Origin of the sequence: Spiroplasma endosymbiont of Lariophagus distinguendus, from assembly GCF_023846195.1 — a bacterium.
In the GTDB taxonomy this organism is placed as follows: Bacteria; Bacillota_I; Bacilli_A; order Mycoplasmatales; family VBWQ01; genus Spiroplasma_E.
On record NZ_JALMUW010000010.1, the window covers coordinates 1 to 22,622 of the forward strand.

Annotated in this window: 20 protein-coding genes, 1 tRNA gene and 1 pseudogene; 13 read left to right on the plus strand and 9 right to left on the minus strand. The window is 26.0% G+C overall.

All coding sequences use genetic code 4. From position 1 onward, the window contains the following. Positions 1-118 precede the first annotated feature (118 nt). The gene (locus M0D11_RS01710) at positions 119-268 is read left to right on the plus strand and encodes a hypothetical protein (protein ID WP_252319440.1); all 150 of its coding nucleotides are present in this window, start codon (positions 119-121) and stop codon (positions 266-268) included. A gap of 82 nt (positions 269-350) precedes the next feature. Next, positions 351-1,346 carry a hypothetical protein gene (locus M0D11_RS01715; RefSeq protein WP_252319443.1) on the plus strand — a complete coding sequence of 332 codons (996 nt, stop codon included), beginning with the start codon at positions 351-353 and terminating at the stop codon, positions 1,344-1,346. 138 nt (positions 1,347-1,484) lie between these two features. Here M0D11_RS01715 and M0D11_RS01720 read toward each other — a convergent pair whose 3' ends face one another. Further along, a complete protein-coding gene (locus tag M0D11_RS01720; RefSeq protein ID WP_252318950.1) occupies positions 1,485-2,105 on the minus strand; it encodes an IS1595 family transposase in 621 nt (206 codons plus the stop codon). Between the two features lie 248 nt (positions 2,106-2,353). After that, positions 2,354-4,738: a preprotein translocase subunit SecA gene (gene secA, locus M0D11_RS01725; protein ID WP_252319445.1), complete on the minus strand. Its 2,385-nt coding sequence runs from the start codon at positions 4,736-4,738 to the stop codon at positions 2,354-2,356. Positions 4,739-5,029: 291 nt separating this feature from the next. Between secA and M0D11_RS01730 the strand changes: the two genes are divergently transcribed. After that, positions 5,030-5,197, plus strand: a complete 168-nt coding sequence (locus M0D11_RS01730) for a hypothetical protein (RefSeq protein WP_252319447.1) — start codon at positions 5,030-5,032, stop codon at positions 5,195-5,197. Between the two features lie 764 nt (positions 5,198-5,961). Here the strand turns inward: M0D11_RS01730 and M0D11_RS01735 are convergent. Together M0D11_RS01735 and M0D11_RS01740 are read right to left on the minus strand one after the other, a co-directional pair. After that, positions 5,962-6,402, minus strand: a complete 441-nt coding sequence (locus tag M0D11_RS01735) for a COG3415 family protein (RefSeq protein ID WP_252319449.1) — start codon at positions 6,400-6,402, stop codon at positions 5,962-5,964. Between the two features lie 203 nt (positions 6,403-6,605). Beyond that, a pseudogene (locus M0D11_RS01740) lies at positions 6,606-6,830 on the minus strand (transposase); the annotation flags it as partial. 92 nt (positions 6,831-6,922) lie between these two features. On the opposite strand from M0D11_RS01740, the gene M0D11_RS01745 reads away from it, so the two are divergent. The 6 genes from M0D11_RS01745 to M0D11_RS01770 all read left to right on the plus strand — a co-directional run bounded on the left by M0D11_RS01745 (position 6,923) and on the right by M0D11_RS01770 (position 15,091). Beyond that, positions 6,923-7,234, plus strand: a complete 312-nt coding sequence (locus tag M0D11_RS01745) for a helix-turn-helix domain-containing protein (protein ID WP_252319451.1) — start codon at positions 6,923-6,925, stop codon at positions 7,232-7,234. Positions 7,235-7,298: 64 nt separating this feature from the next. Further along, positions 7,299-8,645 (plus strand): BMP family ABC transporter substrate-binding protein, encoded by a 1,347-nt coding sequence (locus tag M0D11_RS01750; protein ID WP_252319460.1) that lies wholly within the window; start codon positions 7,299-7,301, stop codon positions 8,643-8,645. Positions 8,646-8,978: 333 nt separating this feature from the next. Continuing rightward, positions 8,979-10,286, plus strand: a complete 1,308-nt coding sequence (locus M0D11_RS01755) for a BMP family ABC transporter substrate-binding protein (protein WP_252319462.1) — start codon at positions 8,979-8,981, stop codon at positions 10,284-10,286. Between the two features lie 17 nt (positions 10,287-10,303). After that, a complete protein-coding gene (locus M0D11_RS07145; RefSeq protein WP_252319464.1) occupies positions 10,304-11,884 on the plus strand; it encodes an ABC transporter ATP-binding protein in 1,581 nt (526 codons plus the stop codon). Continuing rightward, positions 11,877-14,171 (plus strand): ABC transporter permease subunit, encoded by a 2,295-nt coding sequence (locus M0D11_RS07150; RefSeq protein WP_252319466.1) that lies wholly within the window; start codon positions 11,877-11,879, stop codon positions 14,169-14,171. The genes M0D11_RS07145 and M0D11_RS07150 overlap by 8 nt, the downstream gene beginning before the upstream one ends. After that, positions 14,171-15,091, plus strand: coding sequence for an ABC transporter permease (locus M0D11_RS01770; RefSeq protein WP_252319468.1), 921 nt, complete (start codon positions 14,171-14,173; stop codon positions 15,089-15,091). The genes M0D11_RS07150 and M0D11_RS01770 overlap by 1 nt, the downstream gene beginning before the upstream one ends. 81 nt (positions 15,092-15,172) lie before the next feature. Here the strand turns inward: M0D11_RS01770 and M0D11_RS01775 are convergent. The 4 genes from M0D11_RS01775 to M0D11_RS01790 form a co-directional block, all read right to left on the minus strand. Further along, positions 15,173-15,962, minus strand: a protein-coding gene (locus M0D11_RS01775) for an IS5 family transposase (RefSeq protein ID WP_368862530.1) whose coding sequence is annotated in 2 segments (ribosomal slippage) — positions 15,173-15,695 and positions 15,694-15,962 — 792 coding nt in all. Because the reading frame shifts where the segments join, the coding sequence is not laid out codon by codon here. Between the two features lie 37 nt (positions 15,963-15,999). Next, complete coding sequence (locus M0D11_RS01780) at positions 16,000-16,161, minus strand: hypothetical protein (protein WP_252319472.1); 162 nt, start codon at positions 16,159-16,161, stop codon at positions 16,000-16,002. A gap of 102 nt (positions 16,162-16,263) precedes the next feature. Next, positions 16,264-16,884, minus strand: a complete 621-nt coding sequence (locus tag M0D11_RS01785) for an IS1595 family transposase (protein ID WP_252318950.1) — start codon at positions 16,882-16,884, stop codon at positions 16,264-16,266. 300 nt (positions 16,885-17,184) lie between these two features. After that, positions 17,185-17,346 (minus strand): hypothetical protein, encoded by a 162-nt coding sequence (locus M0D11_RS01790; protein ID WP_252319474.1) that lies wholly within the window; start codon positions 17,344-17,346, stop codon positions 17,185-17,187. Positions 17,347-17,521: 175 nt separating this feature from the next. On the opposite strand from M0D11_RS01790, the gene M0D11_RS01795 reads away from it, so the two are divergent. The 4 genes from M0D11_RS01795 to M0D11_RS07155 all read left to right on the plus strand — a co-directional run bounded on the left by M0D11_RS01795 (position 17,522) and on the right by M0D11_RS07155 (position 22,364). After that, positions 17,522-17,598, plus strand: a tRNA-Ile gene (locus tag M0D11_RS01795). 308 nt (positions 17,599-17,906) lie between these two features. Further along, complete coding sequence (locus M0D11_RS01800) at positions 17,907-18,995, plus strand: ABC transporter ATP-binding protein (protein ID WP_252319476.1); 1,089 nt, start codon at positions 17,907-17,909, stop codon at positions 18,993-18,995. Beyond that, positions 18,995-20,407 carry an ABC transporter permease gene (locus M0D11_RS01805; RefSeq protein WP_252319478.1) on the plus strand — a complete coding sequence of 471 codons (1,413 nt, stop codon included), beginning with the start codon at positions 18,995-18,997 and terminating at the stop codon, positions 20,405-20,407. Before M0D11_RS01800 ends, M0D11_RS01805 begins: the two co-directional genes overlap by 1 nt. 133 nt (positions 20,408-20,540) lie before the next feature. After that, the gene (locus tag M0D11_RS07155) at positions 20,541-22,364 is read left to right on the plus strand and encodes an MATE family efflux transporter (RefSeq protein ID WP_252319480.1); all 1,824 of its coding nucleotides are present in this window, start codon (positions 20,541-20,543) and stop codon (positions 22,362-22,364) included. Positions 22,365-22,436: 72 nt separating this feature from the next. Here M0D11_RS07155 and M0D11_RS01815 read toward each other — a convergent pair. After that, the coding region (locus M0D11_RS01815; RefSeq protein ID WP_252319482.1) for a hypothetical protein at positions 22,437-22,622 on the minus strand (186 nt) is incomplete at its 5' end.

Genomic DNA, 22,622 nt, shown 5'->3' on the forward strand with positions numbered 1-22,622 from the left:
CCCCCATCCAAAATTTTAATATATAAAACACTTAAAATATAAAAAAATAATTAATAAAATGATAAAACAGAAATCATGTAAAATGTATAGTATAAATTTAAAGGGGGTTAATTAGATTATGCCAATTATTACAACTAAATGCTATATTTCATCATGTGACAAAAAATATACATTTGACTCTTTATATCGTGATAAATTTATATATTGCAGCGGTAAATGTTATCAACAAGCATTCAATAATACAGTAACAAAATATACACAAAAATAATAAGTTAGTTTTGGAGAGATATTATGAAAAAAGAAAAATTAATAGAATTGATTAACAATAAAATATTATAAGGTTTTTAAAAATGAAAAAAAAGATATTTAAAGAAACTGTTGATGATAATTATTCAACAAAGAAAAGTATTAACTATTATAATAATTGAATGATTATATTTTTTTCATGATTAACAAGTGTAACTTTACTAATTAGTTGAGTTTTATGAATTATTTTCTTTAAAGGAGAAACTACTGATTTATTAATCCTTATTGATAATTTAATCACTAAGAAATTTTTTAAATTCAATTTAACTTTTCCAACTCTGACAATTGCAGTATTGGGTTTTGGTTTCATAATTTTAGGTGTTGTTGCCTTTCCTTTTATTTTTTTAAAAAATAATGATTTTATTTCCTTAATATTAACTAGAATTATGTTATGAATATCATTATTTTTTATTATTGGATCAATTTTATTTTTTTCCTTTGGTGGATATGTTGCTTTTTATAAATTTGCTTCTACGATAACTATTCGGAAAAAACTATTTTTCATTATTCCATGAGGATTAGAATTTTTTTATTTTATAGTTTTAATAATTTCTTGTATATGCTTTATTAAGAAGAATAGAAAAAAGAAATATATGTCACTAGAAGCAAAAGCACTATATTCACAAAATGAAATTAATCAAAATATAACTTCTTCAACAAATAATGAAGAAGAAACAATATGAACGCCACAACAAATTGAAGAAGTATGAAATAAAGGAGAAATTATCAATAATTTTAATCCACAATTATACCGTCGAGATTATGCGGGTGCCTTAATGTTTTGACATAATTTTATTGCACAACCGAAGCTTAATGATCCAATTGAAAGTTTAAATTGAACTATTGTTTATGAACGCCCCAGCACAGCAGATGGAACTAATTATATTAAAAATTTAGTACCCATGAATAATAATAATGCTGTTACTAAAGGTAATAATTTCCCCCATTGAACAACTTCAGTCACTTATGACAGTAAAAAAAATAAAAACATATTTAAAAAGAAGTCATGAAAACATAAAGAAAAAAATCAAATAGAATAAAAAAAACATATTTAAAAAACTAAGTATTAAAATACTTAGTTTTTTAAATAAAGAGGCTTTTCTCCCTTTATGTACTATTTTTAAATTTTATCACATAAATGCTGAGAAAAGCCTATCTACGGACTTCTCCCCACATTTTTAAATCAAACATAGCATTACAATTTCAAAACTAGGTATCTTATTGAATTTATATGCAGCTTCTTTTGCATATAAATGAACATGATGTTTTGCAACTTTGATATGTGTTTTAAATGTTCTTCTTATATGTTTTCAAACTGATTCAATTTGGTTGGTATTTACACCAGTTTTTGAAACATAGCTATCTTGATGATTGACTGTTTCATGCTTAGTGAAAACCGATTTAAAATCGCAATATCCTTTTCAAAAATCAGTATGTACATGACACTTTGAAGAAATGTGGTTTCTTGCAAACTGCAAAAGATTTTTACTTTTTGCATTTTTCAATACTTTCACAATTAATTTATTGGTTGTTTTTTCATAAATACCAACAATCAAGGTTTTATTCACCAAGGATCTTCCTTGTTTTTTAAAACCCATATGTGAAAGATACATTTCATCCATTTGCACTATGCCCTCAACAATAAATTGTGATTCTTGTTTGGCAATACAAGTTCTGATTTTATGACCCATTCTTCAAGCAGTTTTCAAAGTTACCCCCAATTCTTTTGCAACATCAGTTGATGGAATTCCATGTTTGGTGTTTATTCATCTAAAGATGAGATAAAACCAAGATTTCAAAGGTATTTGTGACTTGTAAAAAATGGTGCCATGAAGAATACTAAATGTTTGATGACATTTCAAACATCTTATTCTTCTTAAATCAGAAGTATTCAAATTTGTTCAATAACACCTGATACATTTATTTTCCTTCAAACTTACTATATATTTCAAACAATCTTGTTCTGTTTGAAAAGTATTGTTGAACTCATTCAATTTCATTGTTTCCTCCACAAGTACATGTGGGGAGAAGTCCGAATAAAGATTAATTATCCAATTTTAGTTTTAGTTTCAACATTACTTGCTAATACTGTATCCAATACATCTTGACCACCACGGACCTGATGTTGTTCTGGATCAATGCTATGTAACATAATAATAACTTGATGAGCAACATTGATTTTCATACGATTAAATAATTTTGAAGCTTCCTCAATATAAGCTTGTAAGGGATTTAACTGTGCATAACCACGCAAATGAATTCCTGCACGCAGTTTACTTAAAGCATCAATGTGATTAGTTCAATATTGATCAAAAGTTTGTAAAACAACACTATTTTCAATTTGTTTTATAATAACATCATTTAATTTTTCTCTTTTTTCAAGATAAAAATTATAAGATTTTTCAACAATTAAATCAATATTTTCTTCAGTACTTAATCGATTTAACTTTTCTGCTATTAAATCATTAGGCTTAATTAATTTATTTTCAATACCTTTAACTAATTCATCATAATCAATAAACTGTTCTCTACCAACAACTTTATTAAAAATATTTAGTAAATCACGTGCTACTGTTCTGTGCATATTTTTGATTAAATCTAATAAATCATCAGCAAGTAAAATATTATCACGTTGATGATATGTAGCTTCACGATGCTGAGCAATAACATTATCATAATCTAATAAGTTTTTTCGTGCATCAAAATTCATACCTTCAATTTTTTGTTGTGCTCTAGTAATTGATCTAGTTAACATTTTTGATCTAATATAGTCTTCACCTAAACTTGCAAAAGCTTTTTTTAATTTTTCACCACCAAAACGTAACATCAAATCATCTTCAATCGAAACATAAAATCGTGAAAATCCAGGATCACCTTGTCTTCCGGCTCTTCCACGTAATTGATTATCAATTCTTCGTGCTTCGTTTCTTTCAGTACCTAATACAGCAAGGCCACCAAGTTCAATAACACCCTTACCAAGTTTAATATCAGTTCCACGTCCTGCCATATTAGTTGCTAAAGTAATTGATCCTTTTTCACCAGCTCTAGCAATAATATCAGCTTCACGAACATGATTTTTAGCATTTAAAATCTCGTGCTTAATTCCTTCCAAAGTTAACATATTAGCAATTCGTTCTGATACATCAACATTAGCAGTACCAATCAAAATTGGTTGTCCTTTAGTATGTCGTTCTTTAACTTCTGCAATTAAAGATTTAAATTTAGCATTTAATGAAGCAAAAACATGATCGGGTTTATCTTCTCGAATAATTGGTTTATTAGTAGGAATCTTAATTACTCTCATATTATAAATTTTTACAAATTCTTCTTCTTCGGTTTTAGCAGTTCCTGTCATACCACTTAATTTATTATATAAACGGAAAAAGTTTTGATAAGTAATAGTAGCTACTGTTGTTGTTTCTTGTTGAATTGTAACATTTTCTTTAGCCTGTAAAGCTTGATGAAGTCCATCACTATATACTCTACCAGGCATTAATCTACCAGTAAACTGATCAACTAGCACAATTTCACCATCTTTAACAACATATTCTACATCTAATTTAAAAACATGATTAGCACGAAGTGCATTTTGAATATGATGAAATAATTCCGAGTTATCAATATCAAATAAATTTTTTAAATTAAACTGTTTTTGAGCTTTATTAACACCCGTTACTGTTAATGCAATTTGGCGTGATTCTCAATCAATTTTATAATCTTCAGGTATTAAAGTTTTTGCAAAAACATCTGATGCTTGATATAAAGGCGTACGATTTTTTGAACCACCAGAAATAATTAAAGGTGTTCTTGATTCATCAATTAAAACAGAGTCCGCCTCATCAATGATAGCATAATTAAGCTGACGTTGAACTTTTTCTGGATAAACCTTAACCATATTATCACGCAAATAATCAAAGCCTAATTCCGAATTAGTTGTATATGTAACATCTTTTAAATACGCTTCACGTTTTTGATTAGTAGAATGATCACGAAGACTAACACCAATAGTAATTCCCAAAAATTCTAAAATTGGTCGATTTAATTCAGCATCTCTTGCCGCTAAATATTCATTAACAGTAATAACATGAACACCTTTACTACTTAAAGCATTTAGATAAATTGGCATCACGGCAGTTAAAGTTTTTCCTTCACCAGTTCGCATTTCAGCAACATCACCATTATGAAGAACAATACCACCAATTAATTGAACAGGATATGGATGTAATCCACTAATTCTTCTTGCTGCTTCTCTAATTGTCGCAAAAGCTTCAACTAAAATATCATCTAAAGTCTCACCTTCTGCCAATCTGGTTCTGAATTCAACTGTTTTATTTGCTAATTCTTCATCTTTAATTTTTCTCATTGTTTCATCAAGGCTAATTATTGCCTTAACTTGTTTATTAATTTTTCGTAAAATTTTACGATCTCACATAAAGTAAATCACCATTTTTTTCTTTATTATTACTTATACTTATTATTACTTGTAAAGTAATAAAATCTTTATTATTTTAACATAAAAAAACTTAGAAAACTTAGTAACCAAAAAAAATTGTATTTATATTATATTTTTTTCTTTCTCTTCGAAGTTAGAAAAAATAATTTTGGATGGGGGCACTTAGGCACTTGGCACTTGGCACTTAGCCCTTTTTACTAGACCATTAATTTAAAAAACCTGAATGTATTCGAAAAACAATTGTGTTATATAATTAACACTAATTTTGACATGAAAGGATTTTTATTAATGGATAAAATTAAACAAATAGAATTATTTATTAGAAAATTAAATATTAATCAAAAAATTAAAATTATTGATCATTGCAAGAATCAATATTCGATTAGACATCTTTGAACTTGTCAAGAAAAGTGGACAATAAAAGTAACCTTTTATTAAATTTTATAAAATAGCGTTTGTAAGTGTTAAATTTATAGGTATGAAGTAATTATTTGTTGGTTTGGAATGAGCTAATCGATATTCGATTGGACTCATTCCTTTTAATTATTGAGGTCGATAATTATTATAAAAGTAAATATATTTAGTAAATTGTCTTGTATTCATTCAATAGTTCTATTTTTTTCTTGGAATTTGATATGAAATTCTGTTTCATTGTTCCAAATCAAGTTTCAGTAGCACCATTATCACGGAATTACCTCTTCTAGACATTTAAATTTTTATTTTAATTCATCATAAAATTTTATAAGAAGGATTTGTATAGTAGAAATCCTTGATCTGATTGTAAGATTCATGAATTAGGTTTTGAGCATTAATCAAAACTGGATAATGTTTTGGACAACAAATGTCATGTCTAAACTTGCACTTATTTTATAATCTATTTCATTATTATGAAAATCTTTAACAATTGATAAATAATATGTTTTACCATTAGTTAATAAATAAGTTATATCAGTACCTAATTTTGATTTAAATTAGTAGTTGAAAAATCACGTTTTAATAAATTATCATATCTTAAACTTCCTGATTTAGTTCTATAATCCAATTTTTTTTTTATGCGAGACACTTGAAATTTTAAACTCCTTATTTTCATATATCTATATACAATATAAATTTTAATTTTAAATTATAAATTTTGTTAATTCATAAAGTTATCATTTATAACCATAAATTTCTTGAAATTCATAAAAATATTTTTAATTATATTAGCTAAATGTATCTCATTTATTTAAATTCATTCATTCCATTCTTAATTCACTTATAATATCCTGTTTTGAAACATTTAATAATCAACATAAATAACTAATCTGATATTTTTTCAATGAAAATCACAAATATTTCTTCTTTTTTGTCGATTTTTCTAAATACTTTTTTATATCGTTCATTGCCTCAATATATTCAATTAATTCTTGTTTTGTCATTTCATTAAAATTTAAAGATTTGGGTCGACCTGTTCTTTTGGTTTTTTTAGCACGAATTCCATTGCCATATTCTAAACCTTTTTCACCTAATAATTTATATGCTTTAATTCATTCTTTTATTGATGATCGACCAATACCATACTCTAATGCGGTTTTATCAATTGTTTTAATTTTACTTATTTTTATTATTTTTAACTTTTCTTCTTTTGATAGTCATTTAGCCATAAAAAAATGAACACCTTCCTTAAAGTATTTTTAACACAAAGGTTACAATTCTGTGTCTACTTTATTCTAGATGTTCACTTTGTGAATCAATTATACAAAAACTAGTTTGTTCTTTTCTACCATTATTGATACGAACTTTTCTAACTAATTTTTTTTAAAATTACTTGTCAAGTGCTAGGTTCTTTGGCACTTGGCACTTAGCCCTTTTTACTTCAAATTTGAAAATAATAATATACAGTTTGTCATTTTGGAAAATTTTTTGGTAACATTCTTCATTGACATCCACTTTTTAATACATATAAAACTGCACAAAATACTTCATATAAATCTAAATTTTTTGGTTTTGTTTTCTTTTTGCTATTTTCTAAAATTGATCTTATGTTCTCAAATTGTTCTTTAGTAACATGACTTGGATAATTTTTATGCATATATACCCCTTATCTTAAAATATATAGTCATTTTACGTTATTTTATAAAAGATTCCAAACAGGTTCTAAGACTTGGTTGAACGCAAGCATATTTGGGGAAATTAGTAGGTGTTCGTCAAGCAACAATTAGTAGAATTGAGAGTAATGCTAAAAATTCTTCATGAGGAATAATTCATAAAATTCTTTTAGCATTATTAGTAGATATGAATGATATAAAAGGTTTTACGCATGATTTTGTATTAAAAGAAAATGATTTTGAACTATTTATTAAACTATTAATGGCTAATTCACAATTAAAAACTAATATTTTATATAATCCTGTTCATTGTGCACGAATTATTATTGATGCATATAATAGAGGAATTATTAATTTTGATGAAAAATATGGTAAAAATAAAGTATAAAAAAATTGTAAATAAATATTAATATTTTTACTGTAGTACATTTTTTTATTTATAGGAGAAATTTATGAAATATTTTTTAAAATTATTAATTATTACTTTGTTAATAAATAGTTCATCAGTAGGATTAATTGGATGTAGTATTCCTAGTGTTGGTGATATTTGAATAATTACTGATGGTGGTGATTTATTCGATAAAGCTTTTAATCAGCAAGTATTAGAAGGTTCAAAAGAGTTTACTAAAACATTTAATGATAATCGTATTATGATTAGTAATTTACCCGGTAATGAAGTTTGAAAAAATAAAAAAATGAAAACGCGTTGAATTATTTCACGAGATAGTACAGTTTCAACTTTACAAAATAATTATAATTTAGCAACATTTGCTGGTGCTAAAACAATTATTGTTGTTGGGTTTAATCATCTTGGTGCATTAACACCAGCTATTCAAAATCAATATAAAAAGTTAGATGTTCGTTTTATTTTAGTTGATGCTAAATTAGAAAAACCAGTTGATGTAGCGTGTTTAAGTTATTCAGCAGAACAATCAGGGTTTTTATCAGGATTAGCAGGAGCAATATGATTAGCTGCTAATCATGAAACATATGATGATAATGGTTTAAAAATGTCAACTTTTGGTGGTTTACCAGCTGATACTATTGTTAGTTATATGATGGGTTATTATTGAGGTGTATATTATTTTAATAAATATCGTAATAGCAATGATAATTTATTGGAAATGACTAATGCCATTAGAATTAAAGAGGGTAAGAAAAAAATTGAAAAATGAACTAATAAATTTGATATTCATTTTGATAAAATTGCTAAACAATTTACAGGTAGTTTTGAATCCGGTACAAAATCATCAAAAGCGATAACTTCACAATTAATTGATGGATATAAAGATGATATTGTAATGCCTGTTGCAGGAGCACAAACAATTGATTTAGTATCAGCTGTTAAAAACTCTACTACTAATAGCAAAGCAAAAATTATTGGTGTCGATGTTGATCAAAGTGTTCAATATAGTTATGCTAAAGATATTTTTATTACATCAGCTTTAAAAGGAATTCATAAGTCAGTTAATACTTGATTATGACATTCTTTTAATTTAGATTATAATGAGGATGGTATTAAACCTATTAATGGTGAACAATACTTTGATGGTAGCATACCACAACCAGCATTAGGTGGTCAGCAATATCTTGGAATTGCTAATAATGATTCTATTAGTGCTATTTATAATAACTTAATTATTGATAGTAATGATTATTGACATTTAGTACAAAAAGTAACTGATGCTTATAATAAATTAGTTGCTGATTTAGCTAATGATTCTACTCGTGATAAGTGAGAAAATGCTTGAAAAAATTATGTTGATGAAAGTGTTGAAAAGTATAAACCACAGTTTTAATAAAACTTTACTATATATTTTAAAAAATTTATAATTATTCTTGAATTTTTAAAGAATAAGTTTTATTATCTTATATAATGGTAGTTATGCCATTAAAAGGAGAAACTAGTGTTTAGAGTTAATTGTGAAAATAAGAAAATAATTAATATTAAATACATATATACTGTATTTTTTAATAGTAAGTTATTCCCACCCATTTATTTTCAAAATTTATTTATACACAGTTTTATTTTATTTTGAATAATTGAATTAAGAAAGCAATGTTTTTGCTTTCTTTTTTTATATTTTTTTTATATAAATATTTATATATAATTGTAGGAGGAATATAATAGTATGCGTAAAATTTTTACTGTATTTAGTGCAATATCATTGTCAGTAATAATGATATTACCAATCATTGCTTGCAATAGTCAGTTTAATGATCCAAATATTTATCGAATAACTGTTGTAACTGATGGACATACTATTAATGATGCTTCTTTTAATGAATCATCATATAATGCTGCCCTCAAGTTTAAACAAGAGTTTAATGATTGAATACATAGTGATTATGTTGATCCTCAATATAAAAATAAAAGAGTTGAGGTTTCTTGAGATAATCCCCAATTAACTAATACTGATGATTTAATGACATCATATAATAAAGCCGTTTTCATAAACAGTAAAGTAATTATTGCTTCAGGATTTTTACATCATAATGCTTTGGTTAAAGCACAAAATACTATTTTAAAACATAAAGTGAAATTTATTTTTATTGATGGTGATACTCCAAATAAAGAAGTACCAAAATCTAATAAACAATTGGCTGGTTTACTTTACAAAGCAGAACAATCAGGCTTTTTAGCCGGATTAGCAGGGGCAATATGGTTAACTGCTCATGCTAATCAATATGGTGGACTTGATAATTTAAAAATGTCAACCTATGGTGGACTTGATATTCCAGCAGTTACTAATTATATGTATGGTTATTATTGAGCCATACAGTTTTTTAATAATAAATTTAAAAATAAAGAAGATGAAGAAAAATTAATATCATGAGTTAAAATTTTAAATTCAGATTTTAAAGAATCATTACCAAATATTAAATTTATAACTTCAGGTACTCAATTTAGTGGTGATTTTACTCAAGGTTCAAAAGGTTCACAAGCAATTAATGATGATCTTGCTCGACAAAAAACTAATATTATTTTTCCAGTAGCAGGACCACAAACCGAAGATACTTTATCATCATTAAAAAAATCTGGTCAAGGTAAAATTATTGGTGTTGATACAGATCAACAACTTCAATACCCACAATCTGCAGATAGGTTTATTACTTCTGCAGAAAAAGATTTAATTAGTTCAATTAAACTTATGCTCTGAAAATCAGTTGGTAAAACTGATCAGAATCCAGAGCATCCAACTGATCCAACTGCCGATCAAACATTTATTGATGATGCACCATACAGAGGTGGGCCTAATTTTACTGGAATAGCACCAAATAAAGCAATTAAAGATGGTGATAAAGATATTTATACACCATTAATGACAGAAACTACTAATTGATTAGATAAAATTTCTGCTGGATGACAAAAAGTACTCAATTTAAAAGATCATTATTGAATTAATGGTATTAAAAAAGAATATGATCCATTTAAATAATTAAGAGGGGTGATAAAATGCAAGTAAATATTGAAAAACAGAACTTACAATATGCTGTTGAAATGGAAGGTATTACTAAAGTTTTTTTAGATACTATTATTGCTAACAATAATATTTCTATTAAAATTAAAAAAGGAGAAATTCACGCTTTGGTTGGCGAGAATGGTGCAGGTAAATCGACACTAATGTCAATCTTATTTGGACTATATCAACCAACAAAAGGTATTATTAAAATTAATGGTAAAGAAGTAGTAATATCAGGACCAATTAGAGCAGGCGAATTAGGTATTGGAATGGTACATCAACATTTTAAATTAGTTGATAACTTCACTATTTTACAAAATATTATTTTAGGTAGTGAGCCAGTTCATAAATGACAGTGAATTAATTATAAAAAAGCTAAATCTAAAATTTTAGAAATTTCAAAAAAATATAAATTAGACATTAAACTTAATTTAAAAATTGAGAATGCTAGTGTTGGTATGCAACAACGTGTTGAAATTTTAAAAGTTCTTTATCGTGGTGCTAGTATTATTGTACTTGATGAACCAACCGCGGTTTTAACACCACAAGAAATTACTAGTTTATTAACAATTATTGAAGAACTTAGACGTGATGGTAAAACTATTATTTTTATTAGTCATAAATTAGAAGAGGTTAAACAAGTTGCTGATAATGTTACAGTAATTCGTTTAGGTAAAGTTATTGAAACTTTTGAATCTAAGAGTAAAACTAAAGAAGAAATTGCTACTTTGATGGTTGGTAGAGATTTAGTTGATATTAGAAATCAAGGTAATGTTGTATTAGGGCCAGTATTATTAAAAATTGATAATTTATTTGTTCATAAAATTGGTAATAGGAAATCAATAATGGGTCTTTCTGATTTTAGTTTAGAAGTTAAGTCACGAGAAATTGTGGCTATTGCTGGTATTGAGGGTAATGGTCAAACTGAATTAATTTCAGCAATTACTGGTTTGATTAAGCCAGAAAAAGGTGATATTTTTTTTGGTAATAAGAATATGAAACACAGTTCAATTCGAAGTTTATATAAAAGTGGTTTAAGTCATATTCCTGAAGATCGTCATAAATATGGACTTGTTTTAGATTATAATGTTATTGATAATATGGTTTTACAAAATATTAGCGAATATCCTTTTTCTAAGCATGGTTTGATTCGCAGTAAAGCTATTCAATCTTATGCACAAAATATTATTAATAATTATGATGTTCGTGGTAGTAAAAGTGGTTTTGCTTTAGTTAGAGGTTTGTCAGGTGGTAATCAACAAAAAGCGGTTGTTGGTAGAGAATTAACAAGAAAACATAAAATTTTAGTTGTTGCTCAGCCAACACGTGGCTTGGATATTGGTGCTATTGAATATATTCATAGTCGTATTCTTGATGAAAAAAATGAAGGTAATGCAGTATTATTAATTTCTTATGAATTATCAGAAGTTATGTCATTAGCAGATCGAATTGTTGTTTTACATGCTGGTAAAATTACTGGTAATGTTAGTGCTAAAAATGTTACTCGTGAACAATTAGGATTAATGATGGCGGGACAAAAAATGTTAATGGAAGGAAATGAAGATAATGTTTAAACAAAAAACATGATTTTTAAAACGACGAAGTCGTTTATATCTTGGTTCAAAAGAAATGAATAGTAGTCTTACTAAATTTAAGGGTTCAATTTTTGCCATTATTTTTGGATTAATTATTGCTTGTTTTGTTATAATTGGTTCAGGTCAAAATGCTTTTACTTATTTTCAGTTGTTATTAACATATGCTTTTACAAGTTGGCCAGCTAATAATTGAGATAATACTTTAGTTTGATGAGCAATTTATATTGTAGCAGGATTAGCACTAGTTATTTCTTTCCGCTCAGGAATGTTTAATATTGGAGTTGCGGGTCAAATGTTAGCAGCAGGAGCTGTTGTTATCGCAATTGGTGTCCGTTATGACTTATCACAACCATTAGCTATAATTAGCGCGCTTTTTGCTGGAGTATTAGCAGCAATATTGGTGGCGTTGGTAACAGTGTTATTAAAAGTTTTTTTTAATGTTCATGAGGTTGTTACTTCTATTTTATTAAATTGAACAATTTGATATTTAGTAAAATGACTATTTAAAATCAATAAAGATTTATATGATGCTGATCATGGAACATCAGCAACTATTCATGATAGTATGAGTATTAATGGTTATAATTGTATACTACCATTATTAATTTCTATTATTTTAATAATAACAGTTTGATTCTTATTGAAAAAAACAACTTTAGGTTATAAAATTCGAACAGTAGGTTTAAATCCATTTGCTGCGGTTTATAGTGGTATTAATCATAAACATTATTGCATAACATCATTTGTTATTTCAGGAGCATTAGCAGGAGTAATGGCTGTTATTTATTACATTGCCAAAAATCCTTCAATTAGTTTTTTAACTGATGATTTACCAACTATTGGTTTTGATAGTATAGCTGTTGCCTTAGTTGGTCAAATTAATCCAATAGGTGTTGTGGGTTCTGCTTTTCTTTGAGGCTTAATTAAGAGTGGTGGTTCAATTGGTTCAGTATTAACATTACCAACAGCAACTGGTGATATTATTTTTGGTGTTATTATTTATTCAGCTGCTTGTGCAGTTTTATTATCTCGTTTACAGCCAATTAAATTTTTAATTCGTTATTTAAATATAGCCTTTGATGGAGAAAAACGAAAAGTTACAAATAGTTTTATTGCCAAGATGTACTATCATTTTATTGAAAATTTTAAAATAAAGAGACAATATAATAAGTTAAAATCAGATTTAATTAAAGAAAAAAATAATAAAATTAATCACTTAAAGATAGAATATAATAAATCATTATCAGATTATGAGTCAAAAGTTAAAAATTTAAAACAAAATCTTTCACAAGAAATTAATAAATTGAAACAAGAATTAAGTGATCAATTAAAGTCATTAAAAAATGAATTAGTTAAAACTAATGATAAAAAATTAAAAGAACAATTAATTTTAAAAAAATGTCAACTTCAAATTATTTATAAAATTGAAACTAAGGAATTAATTAAAAAATATAAAATTGATAAAGAACAATTAAAAGGAAAATATAATAAAATACTATGAAATGATAAGTCAGTAGTTAAAAATTTAAAACAAAATTTTTCACAAGAAATTAATAAAGTTAATAGTGATATCAACTTACAGTTACAAGCAGTTATTAATAATAAAAATGATAAAGTTGGTGTTAATTGAGCACAATTTTTCCAAGAAAATAAAGCTTTAAATCATTATATATATAAACAATATAATGCAATTTGAAAAAAAGGTAAAATTGGTAATTGAAATAATTTTCAACAAGAAATAAAAACGATTTATGGTGAAAGTTTAAATATGTATATTAATGAAAAAATGAAATATGAAAATAATGTTTATAACTATAAGCAAGATTTAATTCGTGAAATAGTATTATTAAAAAAACAAAAAGCAATATTAGATAAGTCAAGAGTAAAAGACTTAAAATTAAATCTTTATCGAGAAATTAATAAATTGAAACAAGAATTAAATGATGAATTAAAGTTATTAAAAAATCAAACAGTTAAAACTGACGATAAAAAAATAAAAAAACAATTAATTTTAGCAAAACATCAACTTCAAACTAATTATAAAAATAATGTTAAAGACTTAATTAAAAATTATAAAATTGACAAACAGCAATTAAAAAGTCAAATTATCCCAATTAATAGTAATATTAATATATTAACTAAACAATTTACTAAAAAAGCGGAAATTGAAAAGACAACTTTTATTAATAAATTTACTGATATATTTAAAAATGAACAACAAGCAATTATGAAAATAAAAACTGAAAGAGCAGGAGGAAAAAGTTAATGGAAGCACTCAAAATAATTCTTGAACATTCTAGTTTAATTTTTGTTGTTTTAGTACTTGGTGCATTATCTGGATTAATTTCAGAACGTGCTGGTGTTGTTAATATTGGTATTGAAGGAATGATGACAATTGGTGCTCTTGCTTTTTCTTCATTTGGAAAAAATATAGGTGTTAATTGAGGTAATTGATCACAAATTGTTGCTTTATTAGTAGCTGGATTAGCGGGAATGGGATTTGCTTGTTTCCATGCTTTTGCATCAGTTACTTTAAAATCTGATCAAATTATTTCTGGCGTTGCAATTAATATTTTAGCAGCAGCAATTGCAGTTTTTGTTGTTCAGTTACCAGGGAATAATGGTTTTATTTCATTAACAAATATTTATCAATTACCAAAAATTGGTAATAATGAATTTTTTAATTTATATTTATTTTTAGCAATTATAGTTTTAGTAAGTATTGCTATTATTCTAAAATATACTAAATGAGGATTACATCATGTTGCGACTGGTGAAAATCCCAATGCGGTTGATGCTGCAGGAATTAATGTTATTAAACAACGATATGTTGCTGTATTATTATCTGGTTTTTTAGCAGGAATTGCTGGTGGTATTTTTCCAATGTATGCTAGTCAAACTTTTCGTGGGACAGTTAGTGGAAATGGTTTTATTGCTTTAGCTATTTTAATTTTTGGACAATGAAGAGTACCATTGATTACAATTGGTGCTGCCTTATTTGCTATTGTTGAAACAACAGGTGCCAGAATTACGTTTTTACCAAATATTCCTCAATGAATATCAAGTAATTCTGATATATGGAATATATTGCCTTTTGTAACATCTTTATTAGTTTTAGTGTTTACATCAAAATGAAGTAAAACACCAAAAGCATTGGGTATTGCTTTCAATAAATCTAAACGATAAAATTATTTATTAATAATTTTAATGATGAATTAATTTTGAAATTAAATTTTACTTTTTTAGTAATATTTTCTAAGAACCTGTTTAGGATCTTTTTAATAAAATTGAAATAAAGGAAAGAACAACCATTTGTAAGCTAGTATTTAATTTTCTTTCACAATTTTTTCATAATCTTCTGTATTTTTCTAATCATGCAAAACTTCGTTCTACAACTCATCTTTTTGGCAATAATACAAAAGAATGTAATTCATTACGTTTGATAACTTCAACATTTGCATTTATGATTGTTTTGATTTTAAAAGCAAATTTTTCACCAGTATAACCAGCATCTACTAGTATTTTTTGAACTTTAGATAAATTTTCTTTTTCATTTTCAATCATTATTATAGCACTGTTACGATCTGTTTTTTCTGCTGTGGTTATGTAAATTGCATGTGGTAAGCCTTGAGAATCAACAGCAATATGACGCTTTATTCCTGAAATTTTTTTACCAGCATCATAACCTTTATTTTTAGCAGTATCTGTGTTCTTAACACTTTGTGAATCAATTATACAAAAACTAGTTTGTTCTTTTCTACCATTATTGATACGAACTTTTCTAACTAATTTTTTTTAAAATTACTTGTCAAGTGCTAGGTTCTTTATCACTATTTTTACTTCAAATTTGAAAATAATAATATACAGTTTGTCATTTTGGAAAATTTTTTGGTAACATTCTTCATTGACATCCACTTTTTAATACATATAAAACTGCACAAAATACTTCATATAAATCTAAATTTCTTGGTTTTGTTTTCTTTTTGCTATTTTCTAAAATTGATCTTATGTTCTCAAATTGTTCTTTAGTAACATGACTTGGATAATTTTTATGCATATATACCCCTTATCTTAAAATATATAGTCATTTTACGTTATTTTATAAAAGATTCCAAACAGGTTCTAATAGTATTTTCTTTAATTTCAAATGTTCATTTTGATTTATCACCATCTAATCCCATTAATATAAAACATCTTTGAAATATTTCATTTCAATCACTTTGATTTAAAGTTCTTTTAATTCTTGTAGTTTCCATATCTCTTGAATTAGTAATGGCTTTTCTCCCTTTATGTACTATTTTTAAATTTTATCACATAAATGCTGAGAAAAGCCTATCTACGGACTTCTCCCCACATTTTTAAATCAAACATAGCATTACAATTTCAAAACTAGGTATCTTATTGAATTTATATGCAGCTTCTTTTGCATATAAATGAACATGATGTTTTGCAACTTTGATATGTGTTTTAAATGTTCTTCTTATATGTTTTCAAACTGATTCAATTTGGTTGGTATTTACACCAGTTTTTGAAACATAGCTATCTTGATGATTGACTGTTTCATGCTTAGTGAAAACCGATTTAAAATCGCAATATCCTTTTCAAAAATCAGTATGTACATGACACTTTGAAGAAATGTGGTTTCTTGCAAACTGCAAAAGATTTTTACTTTTTGCATTTTTCAATACTTTCACAATTAATTTATTGGTTGTTTTTTCATAAATACCAACAATCAAGGTTTTATTCACCAAGGATCTTCCTTGTTTTTTAAAACCCATATGTGAAAGATACATTTCATCCATTTGCACTATGCCCTCAACAATAAATTGTGATTCTTGTTTGGCAATACAAGTTCTGATTTTATGACCCATTCTTCAAGCAGTTTTCAAAGTTACCCCCAATTCTTTTGCAACATCAGTTGATGGAATTCCATGTTTGGTGTTTATTCATCTAAAGATGAGATAAAACCAAGATTTCAAAGGTATTTGTGACTTGTAAAAAATGGTGCCATGAAGAATACTAAATGTTTGATGACATTTCAAACATCTTATTCTTCTTAAATCAGAAGTATTCAAATTTGTTCAATAACACCTGATACATTTATTTTCCTTCAAACTTACTATATATTTCAAACAATCTTGTTCTGTTTGAAAAGTATTGTTGAACTCATTCAATTTCATTGTTTCCTCCACAAGTACATGTGGGGAGAAGTCCGTTACTTAATTCATATTTAGTATTTTTTATTAAAAAATTTTAATAAATATACAATAAAAATATGATTATGAAAACGTAGGTGATTTTGCAATAATATCATCATTAATTTTCTCTATATTCTCATTCTCATTTATATCTTTTATATCATCATCATTTAGTGTTGCTTCTTTTCCTAAATTTTGATTTCATTTTTCAATTTTTAAGATATGTATTTTAATCTTTGTCATTCTGAATCCCCTCTTAATAAAAACCTTGTATGAATAAATTATACAAAAAATTTTTTTTACTTTTAAAAATATAAATTTTTATTATAAGAATATTAAATAAAAATTAAATAAAATATTGTTATTATATATTGCAATCGTGCTTGAACAAATATATAATATCTCTGTTGCTCTTTTTGGGACTATAGCTCAGCTGGTTAGAGCGCACGCTTGATAAGCGTGAGGTCGATGGTTCAAGTCCATTTAGTCCCACCATTATATGTGAAATTATGAAATAAACAGTTTTGTTTATTTTTTTTTATTTAAATCAAATTAAAAATTATAATAAAGATGTAAATCAATTGATTTATTAAGAATATAAAAAGTTATATTAAAAACCTATGATTAATCAGATATTTTAATTAGTGATAGGTTTTTAGTAATTGTTATTTTTTTAGTATGTTTTATATTATTAATTTTTTTTATTTTTGAATTATAAATTAATATATAATATATCAGTATATTAGTATTAAGTATATTAACCATATAGTAATTATTATATTTAAGTAGTTAGGAGAATGAGTATGAAAAAACAAGAAATATTAAAACCAGTTATTAATAGTTCTTTAGTTGAAGATGATGTTAATGCTAAATCAAAAGAAAAACATAAATTTCTAAATTTTATTAAATCATATTTTAAAAACTGACGTAATCATTATAACCGTAATGTAATAGTTAATCCCGAAGATGCTCAATATGCAGTTTTAATTCGTGATTTTACTAAACAGTTTAAAAAATTTAAAGCTGTTGATAATGCTATTATTAAAGTTAAAAAAGGTACTATTCATGGTTTTATTGGTCCAAATGGATCAGGTAAAACTACTACTATTAAGTGTTTAATTAGTGCTATGGTTGAAACACACGGTGATTTAATTATTCATGGTAAGCGTTCATGAACAGTTGAAGCAAAAAAACAAGTAGGTTATATTCCAGAAGCTGCAAGATTTCCTAAACGAATTACTACTTATGATTATTTAATTTCAATGGGACAAATTAGTGGTTTGAAATATAAAATTGCTAAGGAAAAGACAGAAATGATTTTAAAGGAATTAGATTTATGGAAATTTAAAAAACGCAACCCTAATGCTTATTCTTCGGGTATGAAGAAAAAGGTGTTATTAGCACAATCACTATTAAATAATCCAGATGTCTTAATTTTAGATGAACCAGCCGCTAATCTTGATCCAACAGCAAGAACAGAATTGTTTAATGATTTAAGAAAGCTTCGTGAACAAGGTAAAACTGTTTTTATTTCATCACATATTTTATCTGAATTACAAAATTTAGCCGATGAAGTTACTGTTTTAAATTATAGTAAAGTTGTTTATACAGGATTGGTTAATAAAACTGATTCATTATATGAAATAAGTTCTAATAATAACAATAATAAATTAATGAAGTTATTAATAGATAAAAAATTTTCAGTAGATGTTAATGAAAATCGTTTATTGGTAAATATTAAAACTGAAGCACAAGTTGCAGAAGTATTAGCAATTGCTTTAAGTGCTAATATCATCATTACTTATTTAAAACCATATACTGTTGATTTGCAAACAATGTATGAACGAATTGTTATGGAAGCTAATGATAAAAATAAGAAGGGAGAAAAATAATGCCAATATTTCGTTATACTTTTAAAAAGATGATTGCTACTCCTTCAACTTGAATTATTTTTATTATAACTTTAATTTTTCTTGCTTTATCTTGGTCTTTAATTTCGTTATTTGTGGGTTTTGAAGCAATAAAACAATTAACTTATGATCAAGCATTAAACTTTTATGTACCACAATGAAAAGTATTATCGTTCTCGGTACTTTTATCAATTATGATTTTTGTATTTATTTCAGTTAAAGCAACACAAGTTTTTCGTGATGAAATTGATGATGGTACTTTATTGATTTTAGTATCAAAGCCAGTTAGTAGAATTAGAATTTGAACTGAAAAGTTATTATCTTTACAAGTGGTAATTATTTTATATTTATTTTTATCTATTTTTATTGCTAGTTTTGTTATTACTATTCCTGGCATTGGTAGCTCAACTATTTATAATGCGGTATTTCCTTATTTATGAATTTTATTTGGTGTTGCTATTATTTTTGATTTAATTATTTCTTCAATTGCTATTTTATTTTCATTAATTTTAAATGCTAAGGCTTTAGTTGCAATTATGATTGGAATGGCTGCCTTATTCAATATTTTTGCGACATTAATTAATGGTTTAGTAACATTTGATCCTACATATTATGTTGTTTCACAGTCATTAGCAGTTTATAATAATGTAAAAGCTAAATTAGATAAAACTGATATTGATTGAATTAATGACGTATATAGAAAAGACCCAACAACTACTATTGAATCTATTCAAAAGGCTATGTTTAGTATTTACGATACATATATTAAAGAAGTTAAGTATCCTAATAATTATGATTATCAAAAAGAACAAACAATAGTATTAGCAATTAAGAATGGTAGTACTAGTACTCCACCAACTGCTGATGCTCCTAAGGACTTAGTTACTCATATTTACAATATTAGTAATGCTTTTCGTCAATGAAAAGAACAAAGTTTTGAAGAATTAATGACAGGTAAAAAAGTTGGACTAGATAACCTTGGTCCCAAAAGATCAAATGGTGTTGGTAGCAATAATGTTGATTATTCAGTAAATCTTATGATTACGGGTTTAAATACATCTCTTTCTCAATCACAATATGATGCTCTTAATACTAAGACATCACAAGTTAAAGCAATGCGTTATTTAAATATTTTTTATCAATTAAAATATATTTGAGATGGAATATCGACTGAACAAAGTTCAATCTTTGCTTATCCAAGTGAGTATGCTATGACAGCAGATCCTTATTTAGTTAGTTTTAATAAAGTTAACACAAATTATCAAGTTGATACCAATAAAGCAACTAATAGTAAAATTCTTAATTTTCCAGTTTTATTGACTGTGTATGTTTTGCTTGGTATTGGTTTATTTTGTTCTTCATGATTAGTATTTAATCGTAGAGATTTTACTTAGCAGTTTAGTATCTTTTATAAAAAATCAACATCTTTGATGTTGATTTTTTATATATTAAATTTCAAACCTCATTATTTAAATGATGTAAAATTATTATTATAATATAGAGCAAATTAATGATAAGGGTGAAATTATGAAAATTAGTGGATTTAAAATTAATAATAGAGCAAATCCACATAAAATTAGTAATTTTTTTGCTACTAAAAAATGGTATTTATTAGCATTAATGATTATTATTCCGGCAGTATTGCAACAAATATTATCAGCATCAATGAATTTACTAGATAATATTATGGTTGGAGAATTAAAGGATAGTTTTATTAGTGATTTAAAGCCAATGAATGAACATATTAGGGATATTTTTACTTCATTAGGACTTTGAGATAATTGAAGTTGATGAAAAGATAATGGTTTAGAACATTTTTATCATTTGCAATATTCAGCAGGACAAATTGCTGTTTCGGGAGTTACTGCTTCTAATCAAATTTTTGTTATTATTTATGCCGTTATGGGAGGTTTTATCAACGGTGTTAGTATTTTTGGTGCTCAATTTTATGGAGCTGGAAGATATGGTTCTTTAAGACAAACAGTAAGAATGAGAATTATTTTTGGATTTTTAATTGGAGTGATAGTTATTATTTTATCTTATACAGTGGGTGAATATTTAATTTCTTATACTACTAGTCCTAGTAGTGCATTGGATAAATTTAATCAATTATGTGCTGCTAAAGGATTAACTCTTAATGATATTAATGAGCTAAAGGACATTTTAAATTATAATCATGCTTTTGATGAAAATTCACTTATTGATTTTATGAATGTTCATAATATTGATAAAAACGATCCCCAATTTGTACAAATTATTTTACGTTATTATGAATTTCATTCAGCATCTTTAGCAACAGCACAAGGTATTGATTATAATCAATGAATTGTTTTTTCTTATCCATTGTTAGGAATAAACTTTGCTTTTGTTTCAGTATTTCGTGAAACAAAACGTGGTTATATTCCATTAATATTAACTTTTGTTTCAGTATTTATTAACTTTTTATTAAATTTGTTATTAATTAATGGTATTGGTGCAGTTGCAGGAATTGGAGCACGAGGTTCAGCAGTTGCTACTTTAACAGCGAGAATTGCTCAGTTGGCATTAATTAGTAGTTTTATTATATGAAAGAAATATGAATTTCAACCAAAAGTTTTGAAAATGTTTAAGATTAGGGGTGATTTATTTAAAAAAATTATAATTAAAACATGGCCATTAATGTTAAATGATTTATTATTTGCAGTTGCTACGACAATGATTATTAGATTAATTTCGCAATGAAGCTTTGAAGCATTAAGTGGTTCGGCAATTGCTTCCACGATTAATACCATGTTCTATACTTTATATATTGGATTTGGTATTGCTTCTTCGGTGTTAATTGCCAATCGTTTAGGTGCCGATGATTTGATTGGTGCTAAATATAATGCTAAACATTTAATTAGGTTAGGCTTTTTTGTTTCATTATTTTTTGCTGGTTTATTAGTTTTATCTTCATTTTTTTTACCACAATTATTATTTAATGCAACAACAGAAGCCTTACGAATTTCTAGTTGAATGATGCGTGTTGATGCTATAGTTTTTAGTGCTTATACTATTTTGTATACTTGTATTTATGCATTTCGTGCTGGTGGCTTAGCAATTACTGTTTTACTTGTTGATAGTTGTTTTACTTGATGTTTTTCAATATTAATTTTATTTATTGAGGTACATTATAGTCCTTTAGATATTGTTTATATTTATGCTATTATGCGTTCTTGTGATGTTATTAAAATGATTATTTCTTTATTTATTTATCATCGTGGTAAATGAGTAAGAAATTTAGCAAGTAGTATGAATAAAGTATATCCAGAATCTCCACCAGTAATTGATATACCAAAAGCAAAAGATAAAGTTGATATTGCTAATTTCTAAAGATTGAAAATTTCTTTAATATATAATTTAAATAAACGCCATAAAAGGCGTTTATTTAAATATGTTTAATTTTTAAAATTTTATTATTCTTGAATTAGTTGGCTTTATTCTTTGCTTATAATTTTTTGTTGGAATATCATTTTCATATTTACGTAGTGTTTGTTCTCAAGGGATGTCTTTTTCTTTTTGTTTATTAATAGGGTTAGATATTTGTGGTTTTGGTTGTATTTTTAGAGGTACTGAAATATCTGAATTTAA